The organism is Pseudomonas sp. CCC3.1, assembly GCF_034347405.1.
Classification (GTDB): Bacteria; Pseudomonadota; Gammaproteobacteria; order Pseudomonadales; family Pseudomonadaceae; genus Aquipseudomonas.
This window is the reverse complement of sequence record NZ_CP133778.1, coordinates 5,472,543-5,495,300: the sequence shown is the minus strand read 5'-3', so window position 1 is coordinate 5,495,300 and position 22,758 is coordinate 5,472,543. Positions and strand designations below refer to the sequence as shown.

Sequence of the window (22,758 nt, the reverse complement as noted above, 5' to 3'; positions counted from 1 at the left end):
ATAACGGAACCCGTAAAACTCCATCATGGACCCTTCCCCTGGCTTGACCCTCGCAACACTCTTCGCCGACTTCGGCATGATTCTTTTTGCTCTGATCCTGGTGTTGCTCAACGGTTTTTTCGTTGCGGCTGAATTTGCCATGGTCAAACTGCGCTCGACCCGCGTCGAGGCCATCGCAGACGTGAACGGCTGGCGCGGTCAGATCCTGCGCACCGTGCACAACCAACTCGACGCTTACCTGTCCGCCTGCCAGCTGGGTATTACGCTGGCCTCTCTGGGGCTGGGCTGGGTCGGCGAGCCAGCGTTCGCACACTTGCTGGAGCCGCTGCTCGGCGCCCTGGGCGTTCAGTCGCCTGAAGTGATCAAAGGCGTGTCGTTCTTTGCCGCCTTCTTCATCATTTCGTACCTGCACATCGTGGTGGGCGAACTGGCCCCAAAATCGTGGGCCATCCGCAAGCCCGAGGCGTTGTCGCTGTGGACCGCCGTGCCGCTGTACCTGTTCTACTGGGCCATGTACCCGGCGATTTACCTGCTTAACGCCAGCGCCAACACCATCTTGCGCATTGCTGGCCAAGGCGAACCCGGCGCTCATCACGATCACGCCTACAGCCGCGAAGAACTCAAGCTGATCCTGCACTCCAGCCGTGGCCAGGACCCGAGCGACCAGGGCATGCGCGTACTGGCCTCGGCCGTTGAAATGGGCGAACTGGAAGTGGTCGACTGGGCCAACTCCCGCGAAGACCTGGTGACCCTGGACTCCAAGGCCCCGCTCAAGGAAATCCTGGCGCTGTTCCGTCGTCACAAGTTCAGCCGCTACCCGGTCTACGACGCCGAAACCAACACCTTCCTGGGGCTGTTGCACATCAAGGACTTGTTGCTTGAGCTGGCCGATCTCGAACATTTGCCAGAAACCTTCAACCTTGAAGAACTGACCCGTCCGCTGGAGCGTGTATCGCGCCACATGCCGCTGTCGCAATTGCTGGAGCAGTTCCGTAAAGGCGGCGCGCACTTTGCGCTGGTCGAAGAAGCTGACGGCAAAGTGGTCGGCTACCTGACCATGGAAGACGTGCTTGAAGTGCTGGTGGGCGATATTCAGGACGAACACCGCAAGGCTGAGCGCGGCATCCTCTCGTACCAGCCGGGCAAACTGCTGGTGCGTGGCGACACGCCGCTGTTCAAGATCGAACGCCTGCTGGGCGTCGACCTGGACCACGTCGAAGCCGAAACCATTGCAGGCCTGATCTACGACACCCTCAAGCGCGTGCCCGAAGAAGAAGAGCAACTGGAAGTCGAAGGCCTGCGCATCATCATCAAAAAGATGAAAGGCCCGAAAATCGTATTGGCCAAAGTGCTCAAGCTCGATTGATTCTGTGGGAGCTGGCTTGCCAGCGATGGTATCGATGCGGTGCCAGATTGATCTGATCGCCTGCATCGCTGGCGAGCCAGCTCCCACAAGGTTTATGTATTGCCCCCGATATTTTCCCTCGGCGAAAGCTGGCTGAAAGCATTCCCCTCTAGCATCCCGTCACCCCCGGCATTAGACCGGCTGGCCTGACCGCCCTATGCGGCCAGTGCCTTCTGCACAAAAATAAAAACGGTGATTGTTATGATGCTGACCTTCCTTGGCTTTGCCATGGTCATTACGTTCATGTACCTGATCATGACCAAGCGCTTGTCTGCCCTGATCGCGCTGATTCTTGTCCCTATCCTGTTTGCTATTTTCGGTGGTTTTGCCCCGGAAATCGGGCCGATGATGCTCGCAGGTATCACCAAACTCGCCCCCACGGGCGTGATGCTGATGTTCGCCATCCTGTACTTCGCCCTGATGATCGACTCCGGGCTGTTCGATCCCGCCGTGCGCAAGATCCTCAAACTGGTCAAAGGTGACCCGCTCAAAGTCTCGGTCGGTACCGCCGTACTGGCGCTGGTGGTGTCTCTGGACGGCGACGGCGCAACCACCTACATGATTTGCGTGGCGGCCATGCTGCCGCTCTACAGCCGCATCGGCATGAGCCCGCGGATCATGGCCGGTTTGATCATTCTGGCCGGTGGCGTGATGAACATGACCCCGTGGGGCGGCCCGACGGCGCGCGCGGCCAGTGCGCTGCATGTCGACCCTTCCGACATCTTTGTGCCAATGATCCCGGCCATGTTCGCCGGGGTGTTGGCGATTCTCGCGATTGCCTGGTTTTACGGCAAACGTGAGCGCGCCCGTTTGGGTGAACTGCACCTGCAAGGCGACGAAATCGACCACAGCGAGATCAGCGTGTCGCAGTTCCCGGACGCCCGCCGTCCAAAACTGATCTGGTTCAACGGTGCCCTGACCTTACTGCTGATGGTCGCCCTGATCGCAGGCCTGCTGCCATTGCCGGTGCTGTTCATGGTCGCGTTCAGCATCGCCATGATCGTCAACTACCCGTGCCTGCAACAGCAAAAAGACCGCGTTGCAGCCCATGCGGGCAGCGTGTTGGCAGTCGTCGGACTGATCTTCGCCGCAGGTATTTTCACCGGCATTCTGTCCGGCACGGGCATGGTCGATGCCATGTCGAAAAGCCTGCTGAGCGTAATTCCGCCTGAGCTGGGCCCTTATCTGGCGATGATTACCGCGCTGGTAAGCATGCCGTTTACCTTCTTCATGTCTAACGACGCGTTCTACTACGGCGTATTGCCGGTCCTGGCCGAAGCCGCCAGCCACTACGGCATTACTGCCGTCGAAATGGCCCGTGCCTCGATTGTGGGTCAGCCGGTGCACTTGCTCAGCCCGCTGGTGCCATCGACCTACTTGCTGGTGGCGTTGGCCGGTATCGAGTTTGGCGAACACCAGCGTTTTACCCTCAAATGGGCGATTCTGGTGTGCCTGTGCATCATGGTCGCGGCGCTGCTGCTGGGCACCTTCCCGCTGTACAGCACCCTTTGAATGTGTAGGAGCGAGCTTGCTCGCGATCTTTTGATCTTCTAAAAGATCGCGAGCAAGCTCGCTCCTACAGGTTTTATGTGTGTCACACATGTTTCAACGCCCCGCCAGCTATGCGATGCTGGCGCTCTGATCAATTTCCGTCTACAGCTTAAGAAACATCTGTAAGAACGGTCTGCAGCTATCTGCTCCTTCGAAATATCCAATACAGGGAGCCAGCATGCTGACCCTGCTCAATCTGCTTTCTGCCGTGACCCTGCTTATTTGGGGCACGCACATCGTGCGAACCGGCATCTTGCGGGTCTACGGCACCCATCTGCGTCATGTCATCGGGCAGAACGTGTCCAAACGCATGCTGGCCTTTGTCGCCGGTATTGTGGTCACGGCCATGGTGCAAAGCAGCAACGCCACCGCCATGCTGGTCACCTCTTTTGTGGGCCAGGGCTTGATGGCGCTCACGCCTGCGCTGGCGACGATGCTGGGGGCCGACGTGGGTACCGCGCTGATGGCCCGCGTGCTGACCTTCGATCTGTCGTGGTTGTCGCCGCTGCTGATTTTCCTCGGCGTGATTTTTTTTCTGTCGCGCAAACAAACCCGTGCGGGCCAACTGGGCCGGGTCGGGATTGGCCTGGGGCTGATCATTCTGGCGCTGCAACTGATCGTCGAAGCCGCCTCGCCCATCACCCATGCCCAAGGCGTGAAGGTGATTTTTGCCTCTCTGACCGGCGATCTGCTGCTCGATGCCTTGGTCGGCGCACTGTTTGCGATGATTTCGTACTCAAGCCTGGCCGCCGTGCTGCTGACCGCCACCTTGGCCGGCGCCGGGGTGATCAGCTTGCCAGTGGCGATTGGCCTGGTGATCGGCGCCAACATCGGCAGCGGTGTACTGGCGTTTCTCAGTACCAGCATGCAGAACGCCGCTGGCCGCCAAGTGGCATTGGGCAGCCTGCTGTACAAACTGATTGGCCTGCTGTTGATCATGCCCGTGCTCACGCCGCTGGTGCACTGGATGGACGACCTCAGCTACAGCGCCCAAGAATTGGTGATCGGCTTTCACTTGCTCTACAACACCGCCCGCTGCTTTTTGCTGCTGCCCACAGTGGGCCCCATGGCCCGGTTGTGTGCCTGGCTGTTGCCCGAGCGCGAGCTCGCCAACGCCAGCGTGAAACCTCGCCACCTCGACCCGGCAGCGCTGGACACACCGAGCCTGGCGCTGACCAATGCTGTGCGTGAAACCCTGCGCATTGGCGACCTGATCGACACCATGCTGGTCAATATGCTCGACGTGTTGCGCGGCAAACAAACGTCCATGACCCAACAAATGCGCACCCTCAGCGATGACGTCGAAGTGCTGTACAGCGCGGTAAAACTGTACTTGGCGCAAATGCCTCGCGAAGACTTGGGCGAGCACGACAGTCGGCGCTGGGCAGAAATCATCGAGCTGGCGATCAACCTCAAACTCGCCAGCGACCTGATCGAACGCATGCTGCGCAAAGTCCAGCAGCAAAAAACCTCGCAGCGCCGCTCGTTTTCAGAGACCGGGCTTGAGGAACTGGTAGGCCTGCAAACGCAGTTGATCGAGAACCTGCGTCTGGGTCTGACGGTGTTTTTAAGCGCCGACCCGCAAAGCGCACGCCAATTGCTGCGTGAGAAACGCCGCTTTCGTGCTCAGGAACGGCGCCTTGCCCACAACCACGTGAGACGCCTGCAACTCAAAATCACCCAAAGTATCGAAACCAGTTCCATGCACCTGGAGCTGATTGCCGACATGCAGCGCCTTAACTCACTGTTTTGCGGCAGCGCCTACGTGGTGCTGGAAAACACTGACACCGGCGCCCTGGAACCCGATGACAGCATCGACACCGTGCATTCGCCTTGAACGTTGCACGCCGGGCTGGTGTCAGTCTGTAAACAGCGTCTAACCTGCACAGGCTGGATCGGGGATTCAGGGATAAAGGGACTTTTTATGCGTTGCCTGCTGTTCATCTGCTTGCTGCTTGGTGCCGCTCAGAGCTTTGCCCTCGACCGCTACAGCGTTGAGGGGTATCAACTGCCCAATGGCCTGCAACTGATCCTCAAACCCGGTTATGAACGTGGGCATGTGTCCATTCGACTCGTGGTCGGCGTGGGCCTGGATGACTTCAGCTGCGGTGATCAACAACTGCCGCACCTGCTGGAACACCTATTGTTCAGCGGCATTGACGACACCGGCGAAGGCGGTCTGGAGGAGCGCATGCAGGCGCTGGGTGGTGAGTGGAACGCCTACACCAGCCACGCTGACACCACGTTTGTGATCGAAGCCCCGGCGAAGAACCAGCGCAAAATCCTCGACCTGCTGCTGAGCCTGCTGACCCGCACACAACTGACCGAACAGCGCATCAGTGACGCCAAACACGTGGTTGAGCGCGAAGACGGCGGCCATTACTCGCACTTGCAACGCTGGCTCGACCGCCAAGACTTGGGCCACAGCGCCAGCAACCAATTGGCCGTTGAGTTGGGCCTCAAATGCGCCGAACGTGCCGAGGTGCATGCCCTCACACGCCAACAGCTCGAAGCCGTGCGCAGCACCTGGTACGCCCCCAACAACATGACCCTGATTGTGGTCGGTGACCTTGACCGTTTGCTGCCGGCGTATCTGGAGCGAACGTATGGCGCACTTGAGCCGGTTGAACCCAGCGAGCACCTGCCGTTACCGGACATCGAAGCCAAAGCCGATACCGAACGCACCTTGGTGCGCGGTGTAGTCGGCGACACCGCCAAACTGCACTGGCTGTTGCCGGAACCGGTGATCGACGACCAGAGCGATGAAACCTGGGACTTGCTGCGTGACTATCTGGAGTGGTCGTTGTACAGCGAACTGCGGCTCAAACACGGTTTGTCGTACGGGCCCTGGGCCGAGCGTGAAGTGTTTGGCGGGGTCGGCTTTTTAAGCCTGAATGCCGACCTCGCTCGCGATGACGTATCAAAGGCCCAGCAGGTCATGGCGCAACTCAAGGCGCACTTACTCAAGGACGGCCTTGATCCAGACGTCTTTAATCGCCTCAAAAATGCGGCCGTGGTGCGCCAGGCCTGGGCCGTACAAGGCAACAGTGCTTTGGCCGACTACTACTGGAGCGCCTTGGGCGATTACGACAATGGCCGTTTCGCCGACCCGTCCAAACGCTTGCAGGCCGTGACGCTTGAGCAAGCCAATGCCGCGCTGCGCCAGTTGTTCGCCGAGCCGGGCTACGTGCGCATCGAAAAGCCCTTGTTCAGCTACAACACCCTGAGCGTGGCGATTGGCGTCGCGCTGGGCGTACTGCTACTGATTGCACTGGGCTGGCGCGTCTGGCGTCGGCGTTAAGCTTTAATTGGCCGAGTCTGAAACTGTTTGATACCGTAAAATCATTGCCAATTCGCGGCTGATCGATCAGCCGCCAGCGTGCGGAGAATTCATCGTGAGTGATCGTTCCAATCCTTGGCAATTGCAAACCATCGTCAGCCAGTTGCGCACCGCCCGTAATCAGTGGCGGACGCAAAACGGGCGGGTCAGCGGTGAGTTGGGAGGCCGTGAGCTGCCGTCACGTGCCGCGATGGCCGAGATTCTTGAAGCCCTGTGCGGCGCGTTGTTCCCGATGCGCCTGGGCCCGGTCGACCTTCGCGAAGAGAGCGAAGACTTCTACGTTGGTCACACCTTGGACGTAGCGCTCAACGCGCTGCTGGCTCAGGCCCGCCTGGAACTGCGCTATGCCGCGCGCCAGGCGGGTCTGCCCGATGACGGCGTCGATGCCACGGCGACCATTTTGATCCAGGACTTTGCCCTGGCCTTGCCACGCCTGCGCAGCATCCTCGACACCGACGTACTGGCCGCCTACCACGGCGACCCGGCGGCGCGCAGTGTTGATGAAGTGCTGTTGTGCTACCCGGGCATCCTGGCGGTGATCCATCACCGACTGGCGCACCACATGTACCGTGCCGGGTTGCCGTTGCTGGCGCGCATCAGCGCTGAAATCGCGCACTCATCCACGGGTATCGACATCCACCCTGGCGCGCAGATTGGCCGCAGCTTCTTTATCGACCATGGAACAGGCGTAGTGATTGGTGAAACCGCGATCATCGGCGAACGTGTGCGTATCTACCAGGCAGTGACCTTGGGCGCCAAACGCTTCCCGGCGGACGAATCTGGCCAACTGCAAAAAGGCCACCCGCGCCACCCGATTGTTGAAGACGACGTGGTGATCTACGCCGGGGCGACCATTCTGGGGCGCATCACCATCGGCAAGGGTTCGACCATTGGCGGTAACGTCTGGCTGACGCGCAGCGTGCCAGCGGGTTGCAACCTGACCCAGGCCAACCTGCAACACGATGACGGGACACAGAAGTAAGAGGATTTCGTAGCAGTTGCCGAGCCTGCGAGGCTACGTCCGATTGCGAAGCGATCGTAAACACTAAGCGCAGGGTTTAACTGACATACCGCAGCGCTTGATTCTACGACTGCTGCGCAGCCGGACGTAGCCTCGCAGAGCTCGGCAACTGCTACGAGGCTTCGTAATTGTGTACGGCGCTCTAGCGCGCGGTACGCACGCCTTCTGCCAGTGCCGCGCACAAGCTCAGCACGCCATCCACTGCCTGCTCAGGCGTGGCGGCATTTTCAATCTTGTCGATCAACGCCGAGCCCACCACTACACCGTCCGCGAGTCGCGCAATGGCGGCCGCTTGCTCCGGGGTGCGAATCCCGAAACCTACGCTGATCGGCAAGTCGGTGTGACGACGCAGTCGCGCAATCGCTTCGCTCACTTGTTCGGTGGTCGCAGAACCTGCACCCGTCACGCCAGCCACCGACACGTAGTACACGAAGCCCGAGCTGCCATTGAGCACTTTAGGCAAGCGCACGTCGTCGGTGGTCGGGGTGGTCAGGCGGATAAAGTCCAAGCCTGCTGCTTGCGCCGGATCGCACAGTTCTGAGTTGTGCTCAGGCGGCATGTCGACCACGATCAGGCCGTCCACGCCCGCCGCCTTGGCTTCGGCGATGAATGTAGGCACACCGTAATGGTGGATCGGGTTGAAGTAGCCCATCAGCACCAGCGGCGTGTCGCTGTTGCCTTCACGGAACTCGCGGACCATTTGCAGGGTTTTCGCCAAATTCTGTTTGGCACCCAGCGCACGAATGTTGGCCAGCTGAATCGCCGGACCATCCGCCATCGGATCGGTGAAGGGCATGCCCAACTCGATCACGTCAGCGCCCGCAGCAGGCAGGCCCTTGAGGATCGCCAGCGAGGTGGCGTAGTCCGGATCACCGGCGGTGATGAACGTGACCAGCGCGGCGCGGTTCTGTTCTTTGAGTTCGGTAAAACGCGTTTGCAGGCGGCTCATCAGTGTTTCTCCTGCTGGGACTGTTCGACGTGGTGCATCACGGTTTGCATGTCTTTGTCACCTCGGCCAGAGAGGTTGACCACCATCAGGTGATCGGCTGGCAGGGTGGGTGCACGCTTGAACACTTCGGCCAGGGCGTGGGCGCTTTCAAGGGCCGGGATGATGCCTTCAAGGCGGCAGCATTTGTGGAACGCATCGAGGGCTTCTTCGTCAGTCACCGAGGTGTATTCAACCCGGCCAATGTCGTGCAACCACGCGTGTTCCGGACCAATGCCCGGATAGTCGAGGCCCGCCGAGATGGAGTGGGCGTCGATGATCTGGCCATCGTCGTCTTGCAGCAGGAACGTCCGGTTGCCGTGCAACACGCCCGGCTCGCCGCCATTGAGGCTGGCCGCGTGTTTGCCGGTTTCAATGCCGTAACCGGCCGCTTCAACACCGATGATCTCAACGCTGGTGTCATCCAGAAACGGATGGAACAGGCCCATCGCGTTGGAGCCGCCGCCGATGCACGCCACCAGGCTGTCCGGCAGACGGCCTTCCTGGGCTTGCATCTGGTCGCGGGTTTCCTTGCCGATCACGGCCTGGAAATCGCGCACCATCGCAGGGTAAGGGTGTGGCCCGGCCACGGTGCCGATCAGGTAGAACGTGCTGTCGACGTTGGTCACCCAGTCGCGCAACGCTTCGTTCATCGCGTCCTTGAGGGTGCCCGTGCCAGCCACGACCGGGATCACTTCGGCGCCCAGCAGTTTCATGCGGAACACGTTGGCCTGTTGGCGCTCGATGTCGGTGGTGCCCATGTAGATCACGCATTGCAGGCCAAAACGCGCCGCCACGGTGGCCGTCGCCACGCCGTGCATGCCTGCGCCAGTCTCGGCGATGATGCGTTTTTTGCCCATGCGCCGCGCCAGCAGGATCTGGCCGATGCAGTTGTTGATCTTGTGTGCGCCGGTGTGGTTCAGCTCTTCGCGCTTGAGGTAAATCTTGGCGCCACCACAGAATTCGGTCAGGCGCTCGGCGAAGTACAGCGGGCTTGGACGGCCCACGTAGTCGCGCTGGAAGTAGGCCAGCTCTTTGATGAACTCAGGGTCGGTCTTGGCCAGTTCGTATTCACGGTCCAGGTCAAGGATCAGTGGCATCAGGGTTTCAGCGACGTAACGGCCGCCGAATGAGCCGAACAGGCCATTGTCGTCCGGGCCGTTACGCAATGTGGATTGAGTCATGTGACGCTCCAGGTAAAGAGGTGCGAAGGTCGATGGGCCTGACTTTACCCGCGACAGCGCAGGATGAAAACCGATAAGATCGCCGCAACCTGTCAGGAAAACTCACAGATACCATGAACCGCGACCTTCCCCCTCTGAACGCCCTGCGCGCGTTCGAAGCCACCGCCCGCCTGAACAGCGTCAGCCAGGCGGCTGAGCAGCTTAACGTCACCCACGGCGCCGTTAGTCGGCAACTCAAAGTGCTGGAAGAACACTTGGGCGTGAGTCTGTTCGTCAAGGAAGGTCGCGGTCTGAAGCTGACAGAGGCCGGTATTCGCCTGCGCGATGCCAGCGCTGAAGCCTTCGACCGCTTGCGCAACGTATGCACTGAACTCACGCAAAGCCATATCGACGCGCCGTTTGTGCTCGGCTGTTCGGGCAGTTTGCTCGCGCGATGGTTTATTCCGCGCCTGGGCCGTTTGAATGCCGACTTGCCAGACCTGCGCCTGCACTTATCGGCCGGTGAAGGTGACCTGGACCCGCGCCGCCCGGGGCTAGACGCCCTGCTGGTGTTTGCCGAGCCGCCATGGCCCGCCGACATGCAGGTGTACGAATTGGCCAGCGAGCGCATCGGCCCGGTGCTGAGCCCGCGTTACGCCCATTACCCGCGCTTGTGCCAGGCGCCCGTCAGCGCCCTGCTAGATGAGCCTTTACTGCACACCACCTCGCGCCCACAGGCGTGGCCGAGCTGGGCACAGCAAAACGCTATCGATGCCAAGGCGTTGAAATACGGGCAAGGCTTTGAGCATTTGTATTACTTGCTCGAAGCAGCGGTGGCGGGATTGGGGGTGGCGATTGCCCCCGAGCCGTTGGTGGCTGAAGACCTGCGGGCCGGACGCCTGGCTGCGCCGTGGGGCTTCAAGGAAACCCCGGCGCAGTTGGCGTTATGGCTGCCCAAGCGCGCCGCAGACGGGCGCGCTCGGCAACTGGCGCAATGGCTCAAGGCTGAGCTTGCGCGTGGCGCTGTTTAGTTGCCGCGTTTGCACAGGACAAATGCAGCCAACAGACCCAGCGCGCCAATCGCAACACCTGCGGTGGCATACGGGTGCTCTTGAGCGTATTCACGGGTAGCAATCGCGGTTTCGCGCGTCTTGTCTTTCACTTCTTCGTACGCGTCGCTGAGCAGGTGGCGCGAGTGTTTCAGTGCGTTCTCAGCGTTATTTTTGAGGGCACCAAGGGTTTTCTTGGACTCGTCTGAAGCGTCGTGCTTAAGGCTTTCCAGAGACTTGAGCAGGCTCTCGATCTCTGCTTCCATGCTTTGCAATGAGGCTTTACGTAGAGAATTGCTAGCCATTAGGGCTCTCCTGCATTGATGAGTGAGGGTGCGTGTTAAGTCCGACTCCGGCGTTTCTCAAAAGTGCAAAAAACCTGAACTTTTCCTTTTGAACAGCCCACGAAGTATTCAGCAGATTCGCTGCTAGGCTTTGATCTACGACAAAAGGAGAACGTTATGTCTGACCATCACACCTACAAGAAAATCGAACTCGTAGGCTCGTCCCCGAGCAGCATAGAAGACGCCATCGCGAATGCACTGGCCGAGGCCAACAAAAGCATCAAGCACCTGGAATGGTTCGAAGTCATCGACACCCGCGGGCACATCAAAGACGGCAAGGTGGCGCACTACCAGGTCACGCTCAAGGTCGGTTTCCGGATTGCCAGCAGCTAAGACACAGAACGTCTTTTTGAACTTACGGACTGGCCGTTTGCCATAAAGTCCGCTACACCGTCTGGGTGCGACGTGGTCAAGCGTGTCGCACCCTTTTTGTTTTGATCTGGGGATCTGACCGATGAAAAAGATTTTAGTGGCTATAGGTTTACTGAGTCTTGCAGGCACTGCCTTCGCAGCGGGCAAGCCTTGCGAAGAACTGAAAAGCGAAATCGCCGCGAAGATTGATGCCAAAAACGTCCCGCATTACTCGCTGGAAGTCGTCGACAAAGGCGCTTCGGCTGACGGAAAAGTCGTGGGCTCCTGCGAAGGCGGCACCAAAGACATCGTCTACAAGCGCGGCTGATTCTGTGGGAGCGGGCTTGCTCGCGATCTTTTCAATGATCAAAAGATCGCGAGACAAGCTCGCTCCTACAGAAGCGGTTTAGGACCCTTTCATGACTTGCGACAGCAGTTCGTAGGAGTGAATGCGGTCTGCATGCTCATACAAGTCACAGGTAAAGATCAGCTCATCGGCTTGAGTCTGCTCAACCAGAACCTGCAGCTTGGCGCGGATTTTCTCCGGGCTGCCGATCATCGCCAGGCCCAAAAAGCTCATCACCGCCTCTTTCTCGTGTGGCAACCACAGGCCGTCCATGGTCTTGACCGGCGCGCGCTGCACCAGGCTTTGCCCACGCATCAGCGCCAGGATCCGTTGCAACACGGACGTGGACAGGTAGTCAGCCTGCTCATCGGTATCGGCCGCGACCAATGGCACACCCAGCATCACGTACGGCTTGTCGAGTACCGCCGACGGCTTGAAGTGATTGCGGTAGACGCGGATCGCTTCGTGCATCAAGCGCGGGGCGAAATGTGAGGCGAAGGCATACGGCAAGCCGCGCTCACCGGCCAGTTGTGCACTGAACAGACTGGAACCCAGCAACCATACCGGGACGTTGGTGCCCGTGCCGGGCATGGCGATCACGCGTTGATCCGGAGTGCGCGGGCCCAGATAGCGCATCAGTTCGGCCACGTCTTGCGGGAAGTCATCGGCGCTGCCCGAGCGCTCACGGCGCAGGGCGCGGGCGGTCATCTGGTCGGAGCCCGGCGCGCGGCCAAGGCCCAGATCGATGCGACCCGGATACAGGCTTTCGAGCGTTCCGAACTGCTCGGCAATCACCAGCGGCGCATGGTTGGGCAGCATCACCCCGCCCGAGCCGACGCGAATAGTCGACGTGCCACCGGCCAGATAGCCAATCAAGACCGACGTGGCCGAACTGGCGATGCCGTCCATGTTGTGGTGTTCAGCCACCCAAAAGCGGTTATAGCCGAACTTTTCGACGTGTTGGGCCAAATCCAGCGAGTTGTGCAACGACTGGGCCGCGCTGCCGTTTTCGCGCACAGGCACCAGATCGAGGGTCGAGAATTTGACATCAGACAAGCGTTTCATCAGCCGGCTACTCCAAGTGGGATGCAGATTTGGGCACTCGCCAAAACCCGCCAGTGATTACAGCAATATGGGCATATACCCGAGTTTCAATGGCATCGATGATTTGGACTACTAAAAAGTGCGATTTGTCCGACAGGCTGAACTTTCAGAAGCCAACTACTCTCACAACTCCCATCAGGCGTGAAACCTTCACGCCGTTTTCAGGAGGCACGCATGAGTATTAAAAAGAAAGCATCGGCTCATTGGGCAGGCGACCTTAAGACCGGCATTGGCTCCATCTCGACTGAGACCGGCGTACTGCGTGAAGCTCCGTATGGCTTCAAGGCACGCTTTGAAGGCGGCAAGGGCACCAACCCTGAAGAACTGATTGGCGCGGCGCATGCCGGGTGTTTTTCCATGGCGCTGTCGATGATCCTGGGCGATGCCGGGCTCAAGGCTGACAGCATCGACACCACCGCCGAGGTCACGCTGGATCAGGTAGACGGCGGTTTTGCGATCACGGCGGTGCATCTGATCCTCAAAGCCAAAGTGCCGGGCGCGAGCCAGGAACAATTTACAGAGCTGACCACAAAGGCCAAAGAAGGCTGCCCGGTGTCCAAGGTGCTGAACGCTAAAATCACCCTCGACGCGACCTTGGTGGCGTAATTGAAGTAACCGCACGCCCCGCTCGCGACGAGCGGGGTGGCGTTAGCCCGGACAGTTCGCACATCGCACACAATGTGATCGAATGATCGCCACTGGCGTCATACCCTGACGTTGCGTACTGAATGAAGGGAGTCTCACCATGAAACGTTTTGCTTTAGCGGTTATCGCTTGCGCCCTCACCCCCTCGGTGCTGGCCGCGCCCAAGCCCTGCGAAGAGTTGAAGGCTGAAATCGAAACCAAGATTCAAGCCAACAACGTGTCGTCTTATACGCTCGAAATCGTGACCAATGACGAAGTACACGATCAGAATCTGGTGGTCGGCTCGTGCGAAAACGGCACCAAGAAGATCATCTACCAGAAAAACGACACCTGAGTTTCAAGGCAGGCAGTTAACCAGTCGCTCCTCGGCCAGCACCTTGCCTTCGGCGTTATACAGCCGGGCGTAGGCGTTAAAGCCCAGCGAGCGAGCCTGCAACCGGTAGCGTTGGCCGGGCTCAAAGTCTGCGTAATTGACCGATAAGTAGCACAGCCGTTCTTGCGGCTCGCTGAACATCCCCATCCCGCCGATAAACACCTCGTAATCAAAGCGCACCATCAACTCGTGACTGCCCGGCGTTACCTGAAAATAGCGGCCGTCGTTCAAGCGCTGATTATCCAGGCGCTCGGCCATGACCAGCTTGCCGGTTTGCGTGTCGAGATCGACCCACGCCATATTTGGATCGTGTGGCGGCAATGGCGTGCTGGCGCAAGCGCTCAACAGACAGGCCATCAGTAACAGCAAAGACGTGCGCATGGTGACTTCCACACAGGGATGAAGCGTAAGCATAGCGCCACACCGCCTGTGGGCGCTGCCGAAGGCTGCGATGTTTTGATCTGAGGGTTGTAAGATCGCAGCCTTCGGCTGCTCTCACAGATCTATGGCGCGCGAACGCGTAGCAGTTGCCGAACCTGCGAGGCTACGTCCGATTGCGAAGCGATCGTAAAACCCTAAGCGCAGGGTTTAACTGACATACCGCTGCGCTTGATTCTACGACTGCTGCGCAGCCGGACGTAGCCTCGCAGGCTCGGCAACTGCTACGAAATCAGCTTGCTGCACACCCTAGAATCTCCCACTGGACCGCACTATGCCGCTGATCACCCGTTGCCTGCTCACCCTCGTTACGTTGGCGCTGCTCAATGGCTGCTCAAGCGCGCGCTATTACTCGCAACTGGTCACAGGCCAGTTGCAGCTGCTACAGGCCCGCGAACCCGTGGCCAAGGTGGTCGCCGACCCGCAACGCGATCCCGTCCTGCGCGAACATCTGGCCAAGTCTCAGGCCGCCCGCACCTTTGCCAGCCAGCAGTTGCTGTTGCCCGACAACCAAAGCTATCGCCGGTATGCCGACCTTAAACGGCCTTTCGTGGTGTGGAATGTGTTTGCCACGCCTGAGTTTTCGCTCAACCCGGTCACGTATTGCTTCCCGGTTGCCGGGTGCGTGGCCTACCGAGGTTATTACGCACAGGGCGGCGCCCGCGGCGATGCGGCCCTCAAGCGCCAGCAGGGCATGGATGTCTTTGTCAGCGGGGTTGAGGCCTATTCCACCTTGGGCTGGTTTGACGACCCGATTCTTAACAGCATGCTGCATTGGGGAGATGAGCGGCTGGCCACGCTGATTTTTCATGAACTGGCGCATCAGCGCTTCTACGTGAAGGACGACACCGAGTTCAATGAGTCATTCGCCAGCTTTGTGGAGCAGGAAGGCACCCGCCAATGGCGCGCTTACCAAGGCTTGCCGCCTGCCAGTGTCGATGGCCTGGCGCAACGCGATCAGTTTATTGCTTTGGTGCTGAGCACCCGCCAGCGCCTGCAACAGCTCTACGCGCAGCCTTTGACGGCGACGCAAATGCGTCAGCGCAAAGCGGCAGAGTTTGATCGAATGCGCCGCGAATACCGTGAGCTTCGCGACCAGCAATGGGCCGGAAACAATCGCTATGACGCGTGGGTAAATTCGCCGATGAACAACGCCAAGCTGCTGCCCTTCGGTTTGTATGACCAGTGGGTGCCCGCCTTTGCGGCGTTGTTTAAACACTCAAACGACGATTGGGCGGTGTTTTATACCCACGTAGAGCAATTGGGCAAACTCGCGCCGCTACAACGTAAAGCGGCTTTGCGACAGTGGGCCGATTGACGTTTGAAGGCTTGAGCGCGCGAGCGCTGCGAAATGTCAGGCCTTGCCCGAGAACCAGTTTTTCACCACACAAGAAGCAAACGGGCTGGTGCTGCAAGCGCCGCTGCTCAGGGCTGCGCGCAGTGCAGGGATGTCCGCTTTTTTCATGTAGTTGGCGCCATCCACGAAGTGAGTGCTCTGGCCGAAACCGCCCTGAGTCATTTCCTTGAGGGCGTCTTCTTTGCTCCAGTCCTCTACCACCACGCGGTACATCGCAGACATCAAGCCTGTGCGATCCGAACCGTGCTTGCAGTGCATCAGCACCGGGCCTTGGGCTTGTGCGGTCTGAATGGCGCGCAAGGCGGCCAGTACGTCTGCGTCATCCACATGGTTGGTGCGGTACGGCAATTGAATTTGCGTGACACCCGGGGTTTTCAACCAGGTGCTATCGGCTTCCGGCAAAAAGTTGATCACGGTGCCGATGTGAAGTTTTTCCAGCAAAGGCTGGGCTTCGCTGTCGGGCAAGGCGCTGCGATACAGCGTGGGTGACATTTGATACAGGTTGTACTGTGCATCAACAGGCTGGGCCCATTGCGCCGGGCGCGCCACGGAGAGGTCATCGGCCTGAACCTGTGGCAGCGCGAGAGCCGCTAGTAATGTCAGGCACAGAGCAGGAAAAAACCGGGCTTTCGGCATGTCAGTTCGACCACTAGGACAGAGAGTTTCAGGATGTGACGTTAGGTTGAGTTAAGACGGATCAAAACTGTGTGAGCCAATTGTCAAAAATTCGTGATGCGTCAACCCGAACAGCGTGTTCACGTGCGACAAAATTACGCATGAATCGGTTCAGCTCAGCGTCTGACCTGCTAGTATTTGTAACCATTGATTGCTGCACCCTGTTTTTTTAGGTCATCTGCGACGCTTGTCGCTGCCAAAACGAAAGTTGCCATTGAGCAACTGCTACCCGTGAATGTCTGAAGAGGTGCCCCTCCCATGTCTGAACAAGACAACCCGCGGCGTGAGTTTTTGCGCAAAACCCTGACCCTGATTCCGGTGGTTACCGTGGCCAGCACCGGCCTCGGCGGTTCTGTACTAATGGCCACACCGGCTGCGGCCGCCCCAGCTGCGACTGAACCTGCGGGGCGCACGTCTTCCCCTGCCGCACCCTATGAGCCGACGTATTTCACCGCTGAAGAGTGGGCATTCCTGAACGCCGCCGTGGCGCGCTTGATCCCCGCCGACGAACAAGGCCCTGGCGCCCTGGAAGCGGGCGTCCCGGAATACATCGACCGTCAAATGCACACGCCATACGCCAGCGGCGCACTCTGGTTCATGCAAGGCCCGTTCAATGCCGATGCGGCGCCCGAGATGGGCTGGCAGAGCAAACTGGTGCCCAAACAGATCTACCGCCTGGGTATTGCCGCCACGGAGGCACTGTGCAAAAAGGCCTATAACTCAACATTTGCTGGGCTAGACAGCGCTACCCGAGACGAAGTGCTTAAACAACTGGAAGCCGGGACCCCGCAATTCGAGAACGTCCCGCCCAAGATGTTTTTCAGTTTCTTGCTGCAAAACACCAAGGAAGGGTTCTTTTGCGACCCGATCCACGGCGGCAACAAAGGCATGGTCGGCTGGACCATGATCGGCTTTCCCGGCGCCCGCGCCGACTTCATGGACTGGGTTGAACGCAACGAGCAATACCCCTTCCCGGCAGTTTCCATCCGCGGCGAGAGGGCTTGAGCATGTCGACCGTTATGAAAAAAGTAGATGCAGTGATCGTTGGTTTCGGCTGGACCGGCGCGATCATGGCCAAAGAGCTGACCGAAGCCGGTCTGAATGTTGTGGCCCTTGAACGTGGCCCGATGCAGGACACCTACCCGGACGGCAACTATCCACAGGTGATCGACGAACTCACCTACAGCGTGCGTAAAAAGCTCTTTCAGGATGTATCGAAAGAAACCGTGACCATTCGCCACAGCGTCAATGACGTGGCCTTGCCGAATCGCCAACTGGGCGCCTTCTTGCCTGGCAACGGGGTGGGCGGCGCAGGGTTGCACTGGTCGGGCGTGCATTTTCGGGTTGATCCGATTGAGCTGCGCATTCGCAGCCATTACGAAGAGCGTTACGGCAAAAACTTTATCCCCAAGGACATGACCATCCAGGACTTCGGCGTGAGCTATGAAGAGCTGGAGCCGTTCTTTGATTACGCTGAAAAAGTCTTCGGCACCTCGGGTCAGGCCTGGACCGTCAACGGTCAATTGGTCGGCGAAGGCCGTGGCGGCAACCCGTACGCGCCAGATCGCTCCAACCACTTCCCGCTGGAGTCGCAGAAGAACACCGTGTCTGCACAGTTGTTTCAGAAGGCGGCCAATGAGGTGGGTTACAAGCCCTACAACCTGCCGTCCGCCAACACGTCGGGGCCGTACACCAACCCGTATGGCGCGCAAATGGGGCCGTGCAACTTCTGCGGCTTTTGCAGCGGTTATGTCTGCTACATGTATTCCAAAGCCTCGCCCAACGTGAACATCTTGCCAGCACTCAAACCGTTGCCGAACTTTGAGCTGCGCCCTGACGCCCATGTGATCCGGGTCAATCTGGACAGCACCAAAAGCAAAGCCACCGGCGTGACATACATCGACGCGCTGGGCCGTGAAATCGAACAACCGGCCGACTTGGTGATTTTGGGTGCGTTCCAGTTTCACAACGTACGTTTGATGCTGCTTTCGGGCATCGGCAAGCCGTACGACCCGAAAACCGGTGAAGGCGTGGTCGGCAAAAACTTCGCCTACCAGAACATGGGCACCATCAAGGCCTACTTCGATAAAGAGGTGCACACCAACAACTTTATCGGCGCGGGCGGAAATGGCGTGGCGATTGATGATTTCAACGCCGACAACTTTGACCACGGGCCGCATGGCTTTGTGGGTGGTTCGCCGATGTGGGTCAACCAGGCGGGCAGCCGCCCGATTGCCGGCACGTCCAACCCGCCCGGCACTCCGGCATGGGGCAGCGCCTGGAAAAAAGCCACGGCCGATTACTACACCCACCAAGTGTCGATGGACGCCCACGGCGCGCATCAATCCTACCGGGGCAACTACCTGGATCTCGACCCGGTGTATCGCGATGCCTACGGCCAGCCACTATTGCGCATGACCTTCGACTGGCAAGAAAACGACATCAAGATGAACCGTTTCATGATGGAAAAAATGGGCAAGATCGCCGAAGCGATGAACCCCAAAGCCATTGCCCTGCTGGGTAAAAAAGTCGGCGAGCATTTCAACACCGCGTCCTACCAGACCACTCACCTCAATGGCGGCGCGATCATGGGCACCGACCCGAAAACCAGTGCGCTGAACCGTTACCTGCAATCGTGGGACGTGCACAACGTGTTTGTGCCGGGCGCTTCAGCCTTTCCGCAGGGCTTGGGTTACAACCCGACCGGTCTTGTGGCGGCGTTGACCTACTGGTCGGCCAGAGCGATCCGCGAGCAGTACCTGAAAAACCCCGGCCCGCTGGTTCAGGCATAAGGAGCGATGACCATGAAAGCAGTAGTTATCGCGACCCTGGCCTTGCTGGGCAGTTTTTCGGTGATGGCCGCCGACGTCGATCAGCCCGCGCTGATCAAACAAGGCGAATACCTGGCGCGTGCCGGGGACTGTGTGGCGTGTCACACGGCCAAGGGCGGCAAGCCGTTTGCCGGTGGTCTGCCGATGGAAACCCCGATCGGCATGATTTACTCGACCAATATCACGCCGGACCCAACCGGGATCGGTGCCTACAGCTTTGACGATTTCGACAAGGCCGTGCGCCATGGCGTCGCCAAAAACGGCAGCACGCTGTACCCGGCCATGCCGTATCCGTCTTACGCACGGGTCAACCAGGCCGATATGCAGGCGCTGTATGCCTACTTCATGCAGGGCGTAAAGCCGGTCGCCCAAGCGAATAAAGCGGTCGATATTCCGTGGCCGTTGAGCATGCGCTGGCCGTTGGCGATGTGGCGCTGGACCTTTGCCCCGGCGGTGGCCGACTTCACGCCTGTGCTGGGGCAAAATCCGGTGGTGAGTCGTGGTGCGTACCTGGTGGAAGGCCTTGGGCATTGCGGCGCCTGCCACACGCCACGGGCGCTGACCATGCAGGAAAAAGCGCTGAGCGCGGCTGACGGCAGCACATTCCTGTCGGGCAGCGCACCGCTGGAAGGCTGGATCGCCAAGAACCTGCGCGGCGACCACAAGGACGGTCTTGGCAGCTGGAGCGAAGAGCAGCTGGTGCAGTTTCTCAAGACCGGCCGCAGTGATCGCAGCGCCGTGTTCGGCGGCATGAGTGATGTGATCGTGCATAGCATGCAATACATGTCCGACGCTGACCTGACAGCTATCGCTCGCTACTTGAAGACCTTGCCTGCGGTCGACTCAAGCGACACACCGCATCAATACGACCCGACGGTCGCCGACGCCCTATGGAACGGTGACGACAGCAAGCGTGGCGCGGCGGTGTACATCGACAACTGCGCGGCCTGCCATCGCACCGATGGTCACGGCTACACCCGCGTATTCCCGGCGTTGGCGGGCAACCCGGTGTTGCAGTCAGATGACCCGACGTCGCTGATTCATATCGTGCTTAAAGGTGGGACATTGCCTGCGACGCATACCGCGCCATCGACCTTTACCATGCCGGGCTTTGACTGGCGGCTGTCGGATCAGGAAGTGGCCGATGTGGTCAATTTCATCCGCACCAGCTGGGGCAATAAAGGCTCTGACGTGAAGCCTGCGGACGTGAAGGGATTACGCGAGTAAAGCACTTGACCGCGTAGGAGCGAGCTTGCCTCGCGATCTTTTAACGATCAAAAGATCGCGAGGCAAGCTCGCTCCTACAAGGATCCGCGTTCGCTTAAATCATGCCCCCGCAACGGTCTATTGATCCGTAGCGTCCATCTCCAGCCACTTCTCGGACAACGCGGCCAAACGGCCATCCGCCTTGATGCGCTGCAAGGCTTTGTCCAGGCTGCCCTGAAACGCCGGGTTGCCTTTCTGAAAAGGGATCGCCAGTGTGGGCGAGGCTAAATAAGGTTCGCTGAAATCGAACCGATCCTGAAGTTCGGGAGTCAAAGCGATGTGATTGATTGCAACGTCGAACTTGCCGCTTTCAACCCCCGGCAATACGTCGTTGCTGTCCGTGACGAGGATGGACGGATGCACTTCAAGCTCCTGAGCCAGCAACTCGCCCAGTTCGACGTCAAAACCGGTTAAATGCCCGTCTTGTTGCTTGAAGCTGAAAGGCGGCAAGTTGCCCTCAACGGCGATGCGCAACTCGCCACGGTCGTTAACGTCATCAATCAGTTCGGCGTGAACAATAGGACTCGCCAATGGCAATAGAAGCATCAGGCCCGGCAAAAAACGCATGGTCACTCCTTTGATCTTGTTGCAAGCGATTCGCACTTGGCGTCCGCTTTGCTTTATGTTGGTCTGTTGCGGCGTTGGACAGCAAATCATCTGAAAGTTGTCGTAACCCTACAGAATTAGCGAAAAAACTGGAGAAAAAATGAAAACCCTACTGTCTCGTGTTGCGTTGGCTTCTGTGTTGATGGGCGCTTCGGTCATGGCCTTTGCTGCCACTCCAGCCCCCGAAGGCGCAAAAGTGTCCATTATTTCCCCATCTGATGGCGCCACGGTGGATAAAACCTTCACCGTCAAGTTCGGCATTGAAGGCATCGACCTCAAGCCCGCTGGCGATGTGTCCCCGCACTCTGGCCACCACCACTTGCTGATCGACGTCGACCAACCGATTGCTCCGGGTCAGGTCATTCCGGCCGATGCTCAGCACGTGCACTTCGGCAAGGCACAGACTGAAACCGAACTCACCCTGACGCCAGGCAAACATACCTTGCAGTTAGAACTGGGTGACACCGGCCACCAAGCGTTTGACCCAGTGATCGTGTCGAAGAAAATCACCGTGAATGTGAAGTAAGTTTTCAAGGCGCATAAAAAAGGGAGACCCAAGGGTCTCCCTTTTTTATTCACGCGGGTCTTAGAACAACACGCGGCAACGGATAGTGCCGTTGATGGTTTGCAGCTTCGCCTGCGCCAGGTCGGAAGACTCGGCGTCGACGTCGATCACGACATAACCCACTTTTTCGTTGGTTTGCAGGAACTGACCGGAGATGTTGATCCCGTTTTCAGCGAAGATCTTGTTGATCTCGCTCATCACACCCGGAATGTTCTCGTGGATGTGCAGCAAACGGTGCTTGCCAGGGTGAGCCGGCAGGGCCACTTCCGGGAAGTTCACGGACGATACGGACGTGCCGTTGTCGCTGTACTTGACCAGTTTTTCTGCTACTTCCAGGCCGATGTTGGCTTGGGCTTCAGCAGTCGAACCACCGATGTGCGGGGTCAGGATCACGTTGTCCAGGCCACGCAGCGGGCTTTCGAACACGTCGTCGTTGGAACGCGGCTCAACCGGGAATACGTCGATAGCGGCGCCGATCAGGTGCTTGTCCTTGATCGCGTCAGCCAGGGCGTCCAGTTCAACCACGGTGCCACGTGCGGCGTTGATCAGAATGCCGCCCTTTTTGATGGCGCGGATTTCTTTCTCGCCGATCATCCATTGGGTGGCGGCGGTTTCAGGTACGTGCAACGTCACGATGTCGGACATGCCCAACAGGTCGTGCAAGTTGGCAACCTGAGTCGCGTTGCCCAATGGCAGTTTGGTCACGGTGTCATAGAAGAACACCTGCATGCCCAGACCTTCAGCCAGTACCGACAGCTGAGTACCGATCGAACCGTAACCCACGATGCCCAGCTTCTTGCCGCGGATTTCGAAGGAATTGGCCGCGCTTTTGATCCAGCCACCACGGTGGCAGGAAGCGTTCTTCTCAGGGATGCCACGCAGCAACAGGATCGCTTCAGCCAGCACTAACTCGGCCACCGAACGGGTGTTGGAGTAAGGGGCGTTGAATACAGCGATGCCGCGCTCGCGAGCAGCGTTGAGATCGACCTGGTTGGTGCCGATGCAGAAACAACCAACAGCGACCAGTTTCTTGGCGCAGTCGAACACTTCTTCGGTCAGCTGGGTACGAGAACGGATGCCGATAAAGTGGGCATCAGCGATCTTTTCCTTCAGCTGGGCTTCAGGCAAGGAGCTAGTGATGTACTCGATACTGGTGTAACCAGCAGACTTCAGTACTTCAACAGCCGATGGGTGGACGCCTTCTAAAAGAAGGAACTTGATCTTGCTCTTATCGAGAGAAGTCTTGCTCATCTGCGTAAACCTGTGTCCCAGAGAAAAAATGGCAGGGAATGGACAGCCTGAGCTGACCTGGCCGGCGTGAAGACCGGCGCCGAGAATCGTCC

The 22,758-nt window shown here is 58.9% G+C and carries 23 protein-coding genes; 15 read left to right on the top strand and 8 right to left on the bottom strand.

The genetic code is table 11. From position 1 onward, the window contains the following. The first annotated feature begins 25 nt into the window (after nt 1–25). From RHM56_RS24125 to epsC, 5 genes are all read left to right on the top strand, one after another. On the top strand, nt 26–1,366 hold the full coding sequence (locus RHM56_RS24125; RefSeq protein ID WP_322236759.1) for a hemolysin family protein: 1,341 nt from the start codon (nt 26–28) through the stop codon (nt 1,364–1,366). Between the two features lie 243 nt (nt 1,367–1,609). Then, on the top strand, nt 1,610–2,917 hold the full coding sequence (locus RHM56_RS24120) for a CitMHS family transporter (RefSeq protein ID WP_322241856.1): 1,308 nt from the start codon (nt 1,610–1,612) through the stop codon (nt 2,915–2,917). Between the two features lie 217 nt (nt 2,918–3,134). Next, nucleotides 3,135–4,793 (top strand): Na/Pi cotransporter family protein, encoded by a 1,659-nt coding sequence (locus RHM56_RS24115; protein ID WP_322236756.1) that lies wholly within the window; start codon nt 3,135–3,137, stop codon nt 4,791–4,793. 87 nt (nt 4,794–4,880) lie between these two features. Next, nucleotides 4,881–6,257 carry a pitrilysin family protein gene (locus RHM56_RS24110; protein WP_322236754.1) on the top strand — a complete coding sequence of 459 codons (1,377 nt, stop codon included), beginning with the start codon at nt 4,881–4,883 and terminating at the stop codon, nt 6,255–6,257. Between the two features lie 94 nt (nt 6,258–6,351). Further along, entirely contained in the window at nt 6,352–7,278 is a 927-nt protein-coding gene (gene epsC / locus RHM56_RS24105; RefSeq protein WP_322236752.1) for a serine O-acetyltransferase EpsC, read from the top strand. A gap of 181 nt (nt 7,279–7,459) precedes the next feature. Here the strand turns inward: epsC and trpA are convergent, their stop codons facing one another. Together trpA and trpB are read right to left on the bottom strand one after the other, a co-directional pair. Continuing rightward, nucleotides 7,460–8,266 carry a tryptophan synthase subunit alpha gene (gene trpA / locus RHM56_RS24100; protein ID WP_322236750.1) on the bottom strand — a complete coding sequence of 269 codons (807 nt, stop codon included), beginning with the start codon at nt 8,264–8,266 and terminating at the stop codon, nt 7,460–7,462. Then, nucleotides 8,266–9,486, bottom strand: a complete 1,221-nt coding sequence (trpB, locus tag RHM56_RS24095; protein ID WP_322236748.1) for a tryptophan synthase subunit beta — start codon at nt 9,484–9,486, stop codon at nt 8,266–8,268. The genes trpA and trpB overlap by 1 nt, the downstream gene beginning before the upstream one ends. Before the next feature lie 113 nt (nt 9,487–9,599). Between trpB and RHM56_RS24090 the strand changes: the two genes are divergently transcribed. After that, on the top strand, nt 9,600–10,496 hold the full coding sequence (locus RHM56_RS24090; RefSeq protein WP_322236746.1) for a LysR family transcriptional regulator: 897 nt from the start codon (nt 9,600–9,602) through the stop codon (nt 10,494–10,496). Here RHM56_RS24090 and RHM56_RS24085 read toward each other — a convergent pair. Next, the gene (locus tag RHM56_RS24085) at nt 10,493–10,819 is read right to left on the bottom strand and encodes a DUF883 family protein (RefSeq protein WP_322236744.1); all 327 of its coding nucleotides are present in this window, start codon (nt 10,817–10,819) and stop codon (nt 10,493–10,495) included. The two genes, RHM56_RS24090 and RHM56_RS24085, sit on opposite strands and share 4 nt — an antisense overlap. Before the next feature lie 156 nt (nt 10,820–10,975). On the opposite strand from RHM56_RS24085, the gene RHM56_RS24080 reads away from it, so the two are divergent. Continuing rightward, nucleotides 10,976–11,191, top strand: coding sequence for a dodecin (locus RHM56_RS24080; RefSeq protein ID WP_019409237.1), 216 nt, complete (start codon nt 10,976–10,978; stop codon nt 11,189–11,191). Between the two features lie 121 nt (nt 11,192–11,312). Next, on the top strand, nt 11,313–11,537 hold the full coding sequence (locus tag RHM56_RS24075) for a DUF1161 domain-containing protein (protein WP_322236742.1): 225 nt from the start codon (nt 11,313–11,315) through the stop codon (nt 11,535–11,537). A 78-nt stretch (nt 11,538–11,615) separates the two neighbouring features. Here the strand turns inward: RHM56_RS24075 and RHM56_RS24070 are convergent, their stop codons facing one another. Continuing rightward, nucleotides 11,616–12,620, bottom strand: a complete 1,005-nt coding sequence (locus RHM56_RS24070) for an LLM class flavin-dependent oxidoreductase (protein WP_322236740.1) — start codon at nt 12,618–12,620, stop codon at nt 11,616–11,618. A gap of 213 nt (nt 12,621–12,833) precedes the next feature. Here RHM56_RS24070 and RHM56_RS24065 point away from each other — a divergent pair, with 213 nt between their 5' ends. Both RHM56_RS24065 and RHM56_RS24060 read left to right on the top strand, forming a co-directional pair. Further along, on the top strand, nt 12,834–13,265 hold the full coding sequence (locus tag RHM56_RS24065; protein ID WP_322236738.1) for an OsmC family protein: 432 nt from the start codon (nt 12,834–12,836) through the stop codon (nt 13,263–13,265). A gap of 139 nt (nt 13,266–13,404) precedes the next feature. Beyond that, complete coding sequence (locus RHM56_RS24060; protein WP_322236736.1) at nt 13,405–13,638, top strand: DUF1161 domain-containing protein; 234 nt, start codon at nt 13,405–13,407, stop codon at nt 13,636–13,638. 3 nt (nt 13,639–13,641) lie between these two features. Here RHM56_RS24060 and RHM56_RS24055 read toward each other — a convergent pair whose 3' ends face one another. Further along, on the bottom strand, nt 13,642–14,058 hold the full coding sequence (locus RHM56_RS24055) for a hypothetical protein (protein ID WP_322236733.1): 417 nt from the start codon (nt 14,056–14,058) through the stop codon (nt 13,642–13,644). 331 nt (nt 14,059–14,389) lie between these two features. Here RHM56_RS24055 and RHM56_RS24050 point away from each other — a divergent pair, with 331 nt between their 5' ends. Continuing rightward, nucleotides 14,390–15,433: an aminopeptidase gene (locus tag RHM56_RS24050; protein WP_322236731.1), complete on the top strand. Its 1,044-nt coding sequence runs from the start codon at nt 14,390–14,392 to the stop codon at nt 15,431–15,433. Nucleotides 15,434–15,469: 36 nt separating this feature from the next. On the opposite strand, the gene RHM56_RS24045 is transcribed toward RHM56_RS24050, so the two are convergent. After that, nucleotides 15,470–16,108: a dual specificity protein phosphatase family protein gene (locus RHM56_RS24045; protein WP_322236729.1), complete on the bottom strand. Its 639-nt coding sequence runs from the start codon at nt 16,106–16,108 to the stop codon at nt 15,470–15,472. 297 nt (nt 16,109–16,405) lie between these two features. Here RHM56_RS24045 and RHM56_RS24040 point away from each other — a divergent pair, with 297 nt between their 5' ends. The 3 genes from RHM56_RS24040 (at nt 16,406) to RHM56_RS24030 (ending at nt 20,205) form a co-directional block, all read left to right on the top strand. Continuing rightward, a complete protein-coding gene (locus RHM56_RS24040; protein ID WP_322236728.1) occupies nt 16,406–17,152 on the top strand; it encodes a gluconate 2-dehydrogenase subunit 3 family protein in 747 nt (248 codons plus the stop codon). Nucleotides 17,153–17,154: 2 nt separating this feature from the next. Beyond that, nucleotides 17,155–18,939 carry a GMC family oxidoreductase gene (locus RHM56_RS24035; RefSeq protein ID WP_322236726.1) on the top strand — a complete coding sequence of 595 codons (1,785 nt, stop codon included), beginning with the start codon at nt 17,155–17,157 and terminating at the stop codon, nt 18,937–18,939. A 63-nt stretch (nt 18,940–19,002) separates the two neighbouring features. Next, on the top strand, nt 19,003–20,205 hold the full coding sequence (locus RHM56_RS24030; protein WP_416194929.1) for a c-type cytochrome: 1,203 nt from the start codon (nt 19,003–19,005) through the stop codon (nt 20,203–20,205). Nucleotides 20,206–20,322: 117 nt separating this feature from the next. On the opposite strand, the gene RHM56_RS24025 is transcribed toward RHM56_RS24030, so the two are convergent. Further along, nucleotides 20,323–20,811: a transporter substrate-binding domain-containing protein gene (locus RHM56_RS24025; protein WP_322236722.1), complete on the bottom strand. Its 489-nt coding sequence runs from the start codon at nt 20,809–20,811 to the stop codon at nt 20,323–20,325. 139 nt (nt 20,812–20,950) lie between these two features. On the opposite strand from RHM56_RS24025, the gene RHM56_RS24020 reads away from it, so the two are divergent. Then, the gene (locus tag RHM56_RS24020) at nt 20,951–21,376 is read left to right on the top strand and encodes a DUF4399 domain-containing protein (protein ID WP_322236719.1); all 426 of its coding nucleotides are present in this window, start codon (nt 20,951–20,953) and stop codon (nt 21,374–21,376) included. Nucleotides 21,377–21,436: 60 nt separating this feature from the next. Here the strand turns inward: RHM56_RS24020 and serA are convergent, their stop codons facing one another. After that, entirely contained in the window at nt 21,437–22,666 is a 1,230-nt protein-coding gene (serA, locus tag RHM56_RS24015) for a phosphoglycerate dehydrogenase (protein WP_322236717.1), read from the bottom strand. Between the last annotated feature and the right edge of the window lie 92 nt (nt 22,667–22,758).

Coding starts and splice junctions, on each gene's coding strand:
- RHM56_RS24125 (WP_322236759.1), top strand. CDS start 26: ATGGACCCTTCCCCTGGCTTGACCCTCGCAACACTCTTCGCCGACTTC.
- RHM56_RS24120 (WP_322241856.1), top strand. CDS start 1,610: ATGCTGACCTTCCTTGGCTTTGCCATGGTCATTACGTTCATGTACCTG.
- RHM56_RS24115 (WP_322236756.1), top strand. CDS start 3,135: ATGCTGACCCTGCTCAATCTGCTTTCTGCCGTGACCCTGCTTATTTGG.
- RHM56_RS24110 (WP_322236754.1), top strand. CDS start 4,881: ATGCGTTGCCTGCTGTTCATCTGCTTGCTGCTTGGTGCCGCTCAGAGC.
- trpA (WP_322236750.1), bottom strand. CDS start 8,266: ATGAGCCGCCTGCAAACGCGTTTTACCGAACTCAAAGAACAGAACCGC.
- trpB (WP_322236748.1), bottom strand. CDS start 9,486: ATGACTCAATCCACATTGCGTAACGGCCCGGACGACAATGGCCTGTTC.
- RHM56_RS24090 (WP_322236746.1), top strand. CDS start 9,600: ATGAACCGCGACCTTCCCCCTCTGAACGCCCTGCGCGCGTTCGAAGCC.
- RHM56_RS24085 (WP_322236744.1), bottom strand. CDS start 10,819: ATGGCTAGCAATTCTCTACGTAAAGCCTCATTGCAAAGCATGGAAGCA.
- RHM56_RS24080 (WP_019409237.1), top strand. CDS start 10,976: ATGTCTGACCATCACACCTACAAGAAAATCGAACTCGTAGGCTCGTCC.
- RHM56_RS24075 (WP_322236742.1), top strand. CDS start 11,313: ATGAAAAAGATTTTAGTGGCTATAGGTTTACTGAGTCTTGCAGGCACT.
- RHM56_RS24070 (WP_322236740.1), bottom strand. CDS start 12,620: ATGAAACGCTTGTCTGATGTCAAATTCTCGACCCTCGATCTGGTGCCT.
- RHM56_RS24065 (WP_322236738.1), top strand. CDS start 12,834: ATGAGTATTAAAAAGAAAGCATCGGCTCATTGGGCAGGCGACCTTAAG.
- RHM56_RS24060 (WP_322236736.1), top strand. CDS start 13,405: ATGAAACGTTTTGCTTTAGCGGTTATCGCTTGCGCCCTCACCCCCTCG.
- RHM56_RS24055 (WP_322236733.1), bottom strand. CDS start 14,058: ATGCGCACGTCTTTGCTGTTACTGATGGCCTGTCTGTTGAGCGCTTGC.
- RHM56_RS24050 (WP_322236731.1), top strand. CDS start 14,390: ATGCCGCTGATCACCCGTTGCCTGCTCACCCTCGTTACGTTGGCGCTG.
- RHM56_RS24045 (WP_322236729.1), bottom strand. CDS start 16,108: ATGCCGAAAGCCCGGTTTTTTCCTGCTCTGTGCCTGACATTACTAGCG.
- RHM56_RS24040 (WP_322236728.1), top strand. CDS start 16,406: ATGTCTGAACAAGACAACCCGCGGCGTGAGTTTTTGCGCAAAACCCTG.
- RHM56_RS24035 (WP_322236726.1), top strand. CDS start 17,155: ATGTCGACCGTTATGAAAAAAGTAGATGCAGTGATCGTTGGTTTCGGC.
- RHM56_RS24030 (WP_416194929.1), top strand. CDS start 19,003: ATGGCCGCCGACGTCGATCAGCCCGCGCTGATCAAACAAGGCGAATAC.
- RHM56_RS24025 (WP_322236722.1), bottom strand. CDS start 20,811: ATGCGTTTTTTGCCGGGCCTGATGCTTCTATTGCCATTGGCGAGTCCT.
- RHM56_RS24020 (WP_322236719.1), top strand. CDS start 20,951: ATGAAAACCCTACTGTCTCGTGTTGCGTTGGCTTCTGTGTTGATGGGC.
- serA (WP_322236717.1), bottom strand. CDS start 22,666: ATGAGCAAGACTTCTCTCGATAAGAGCAAGATCAAGTTCCTTCTTTTA.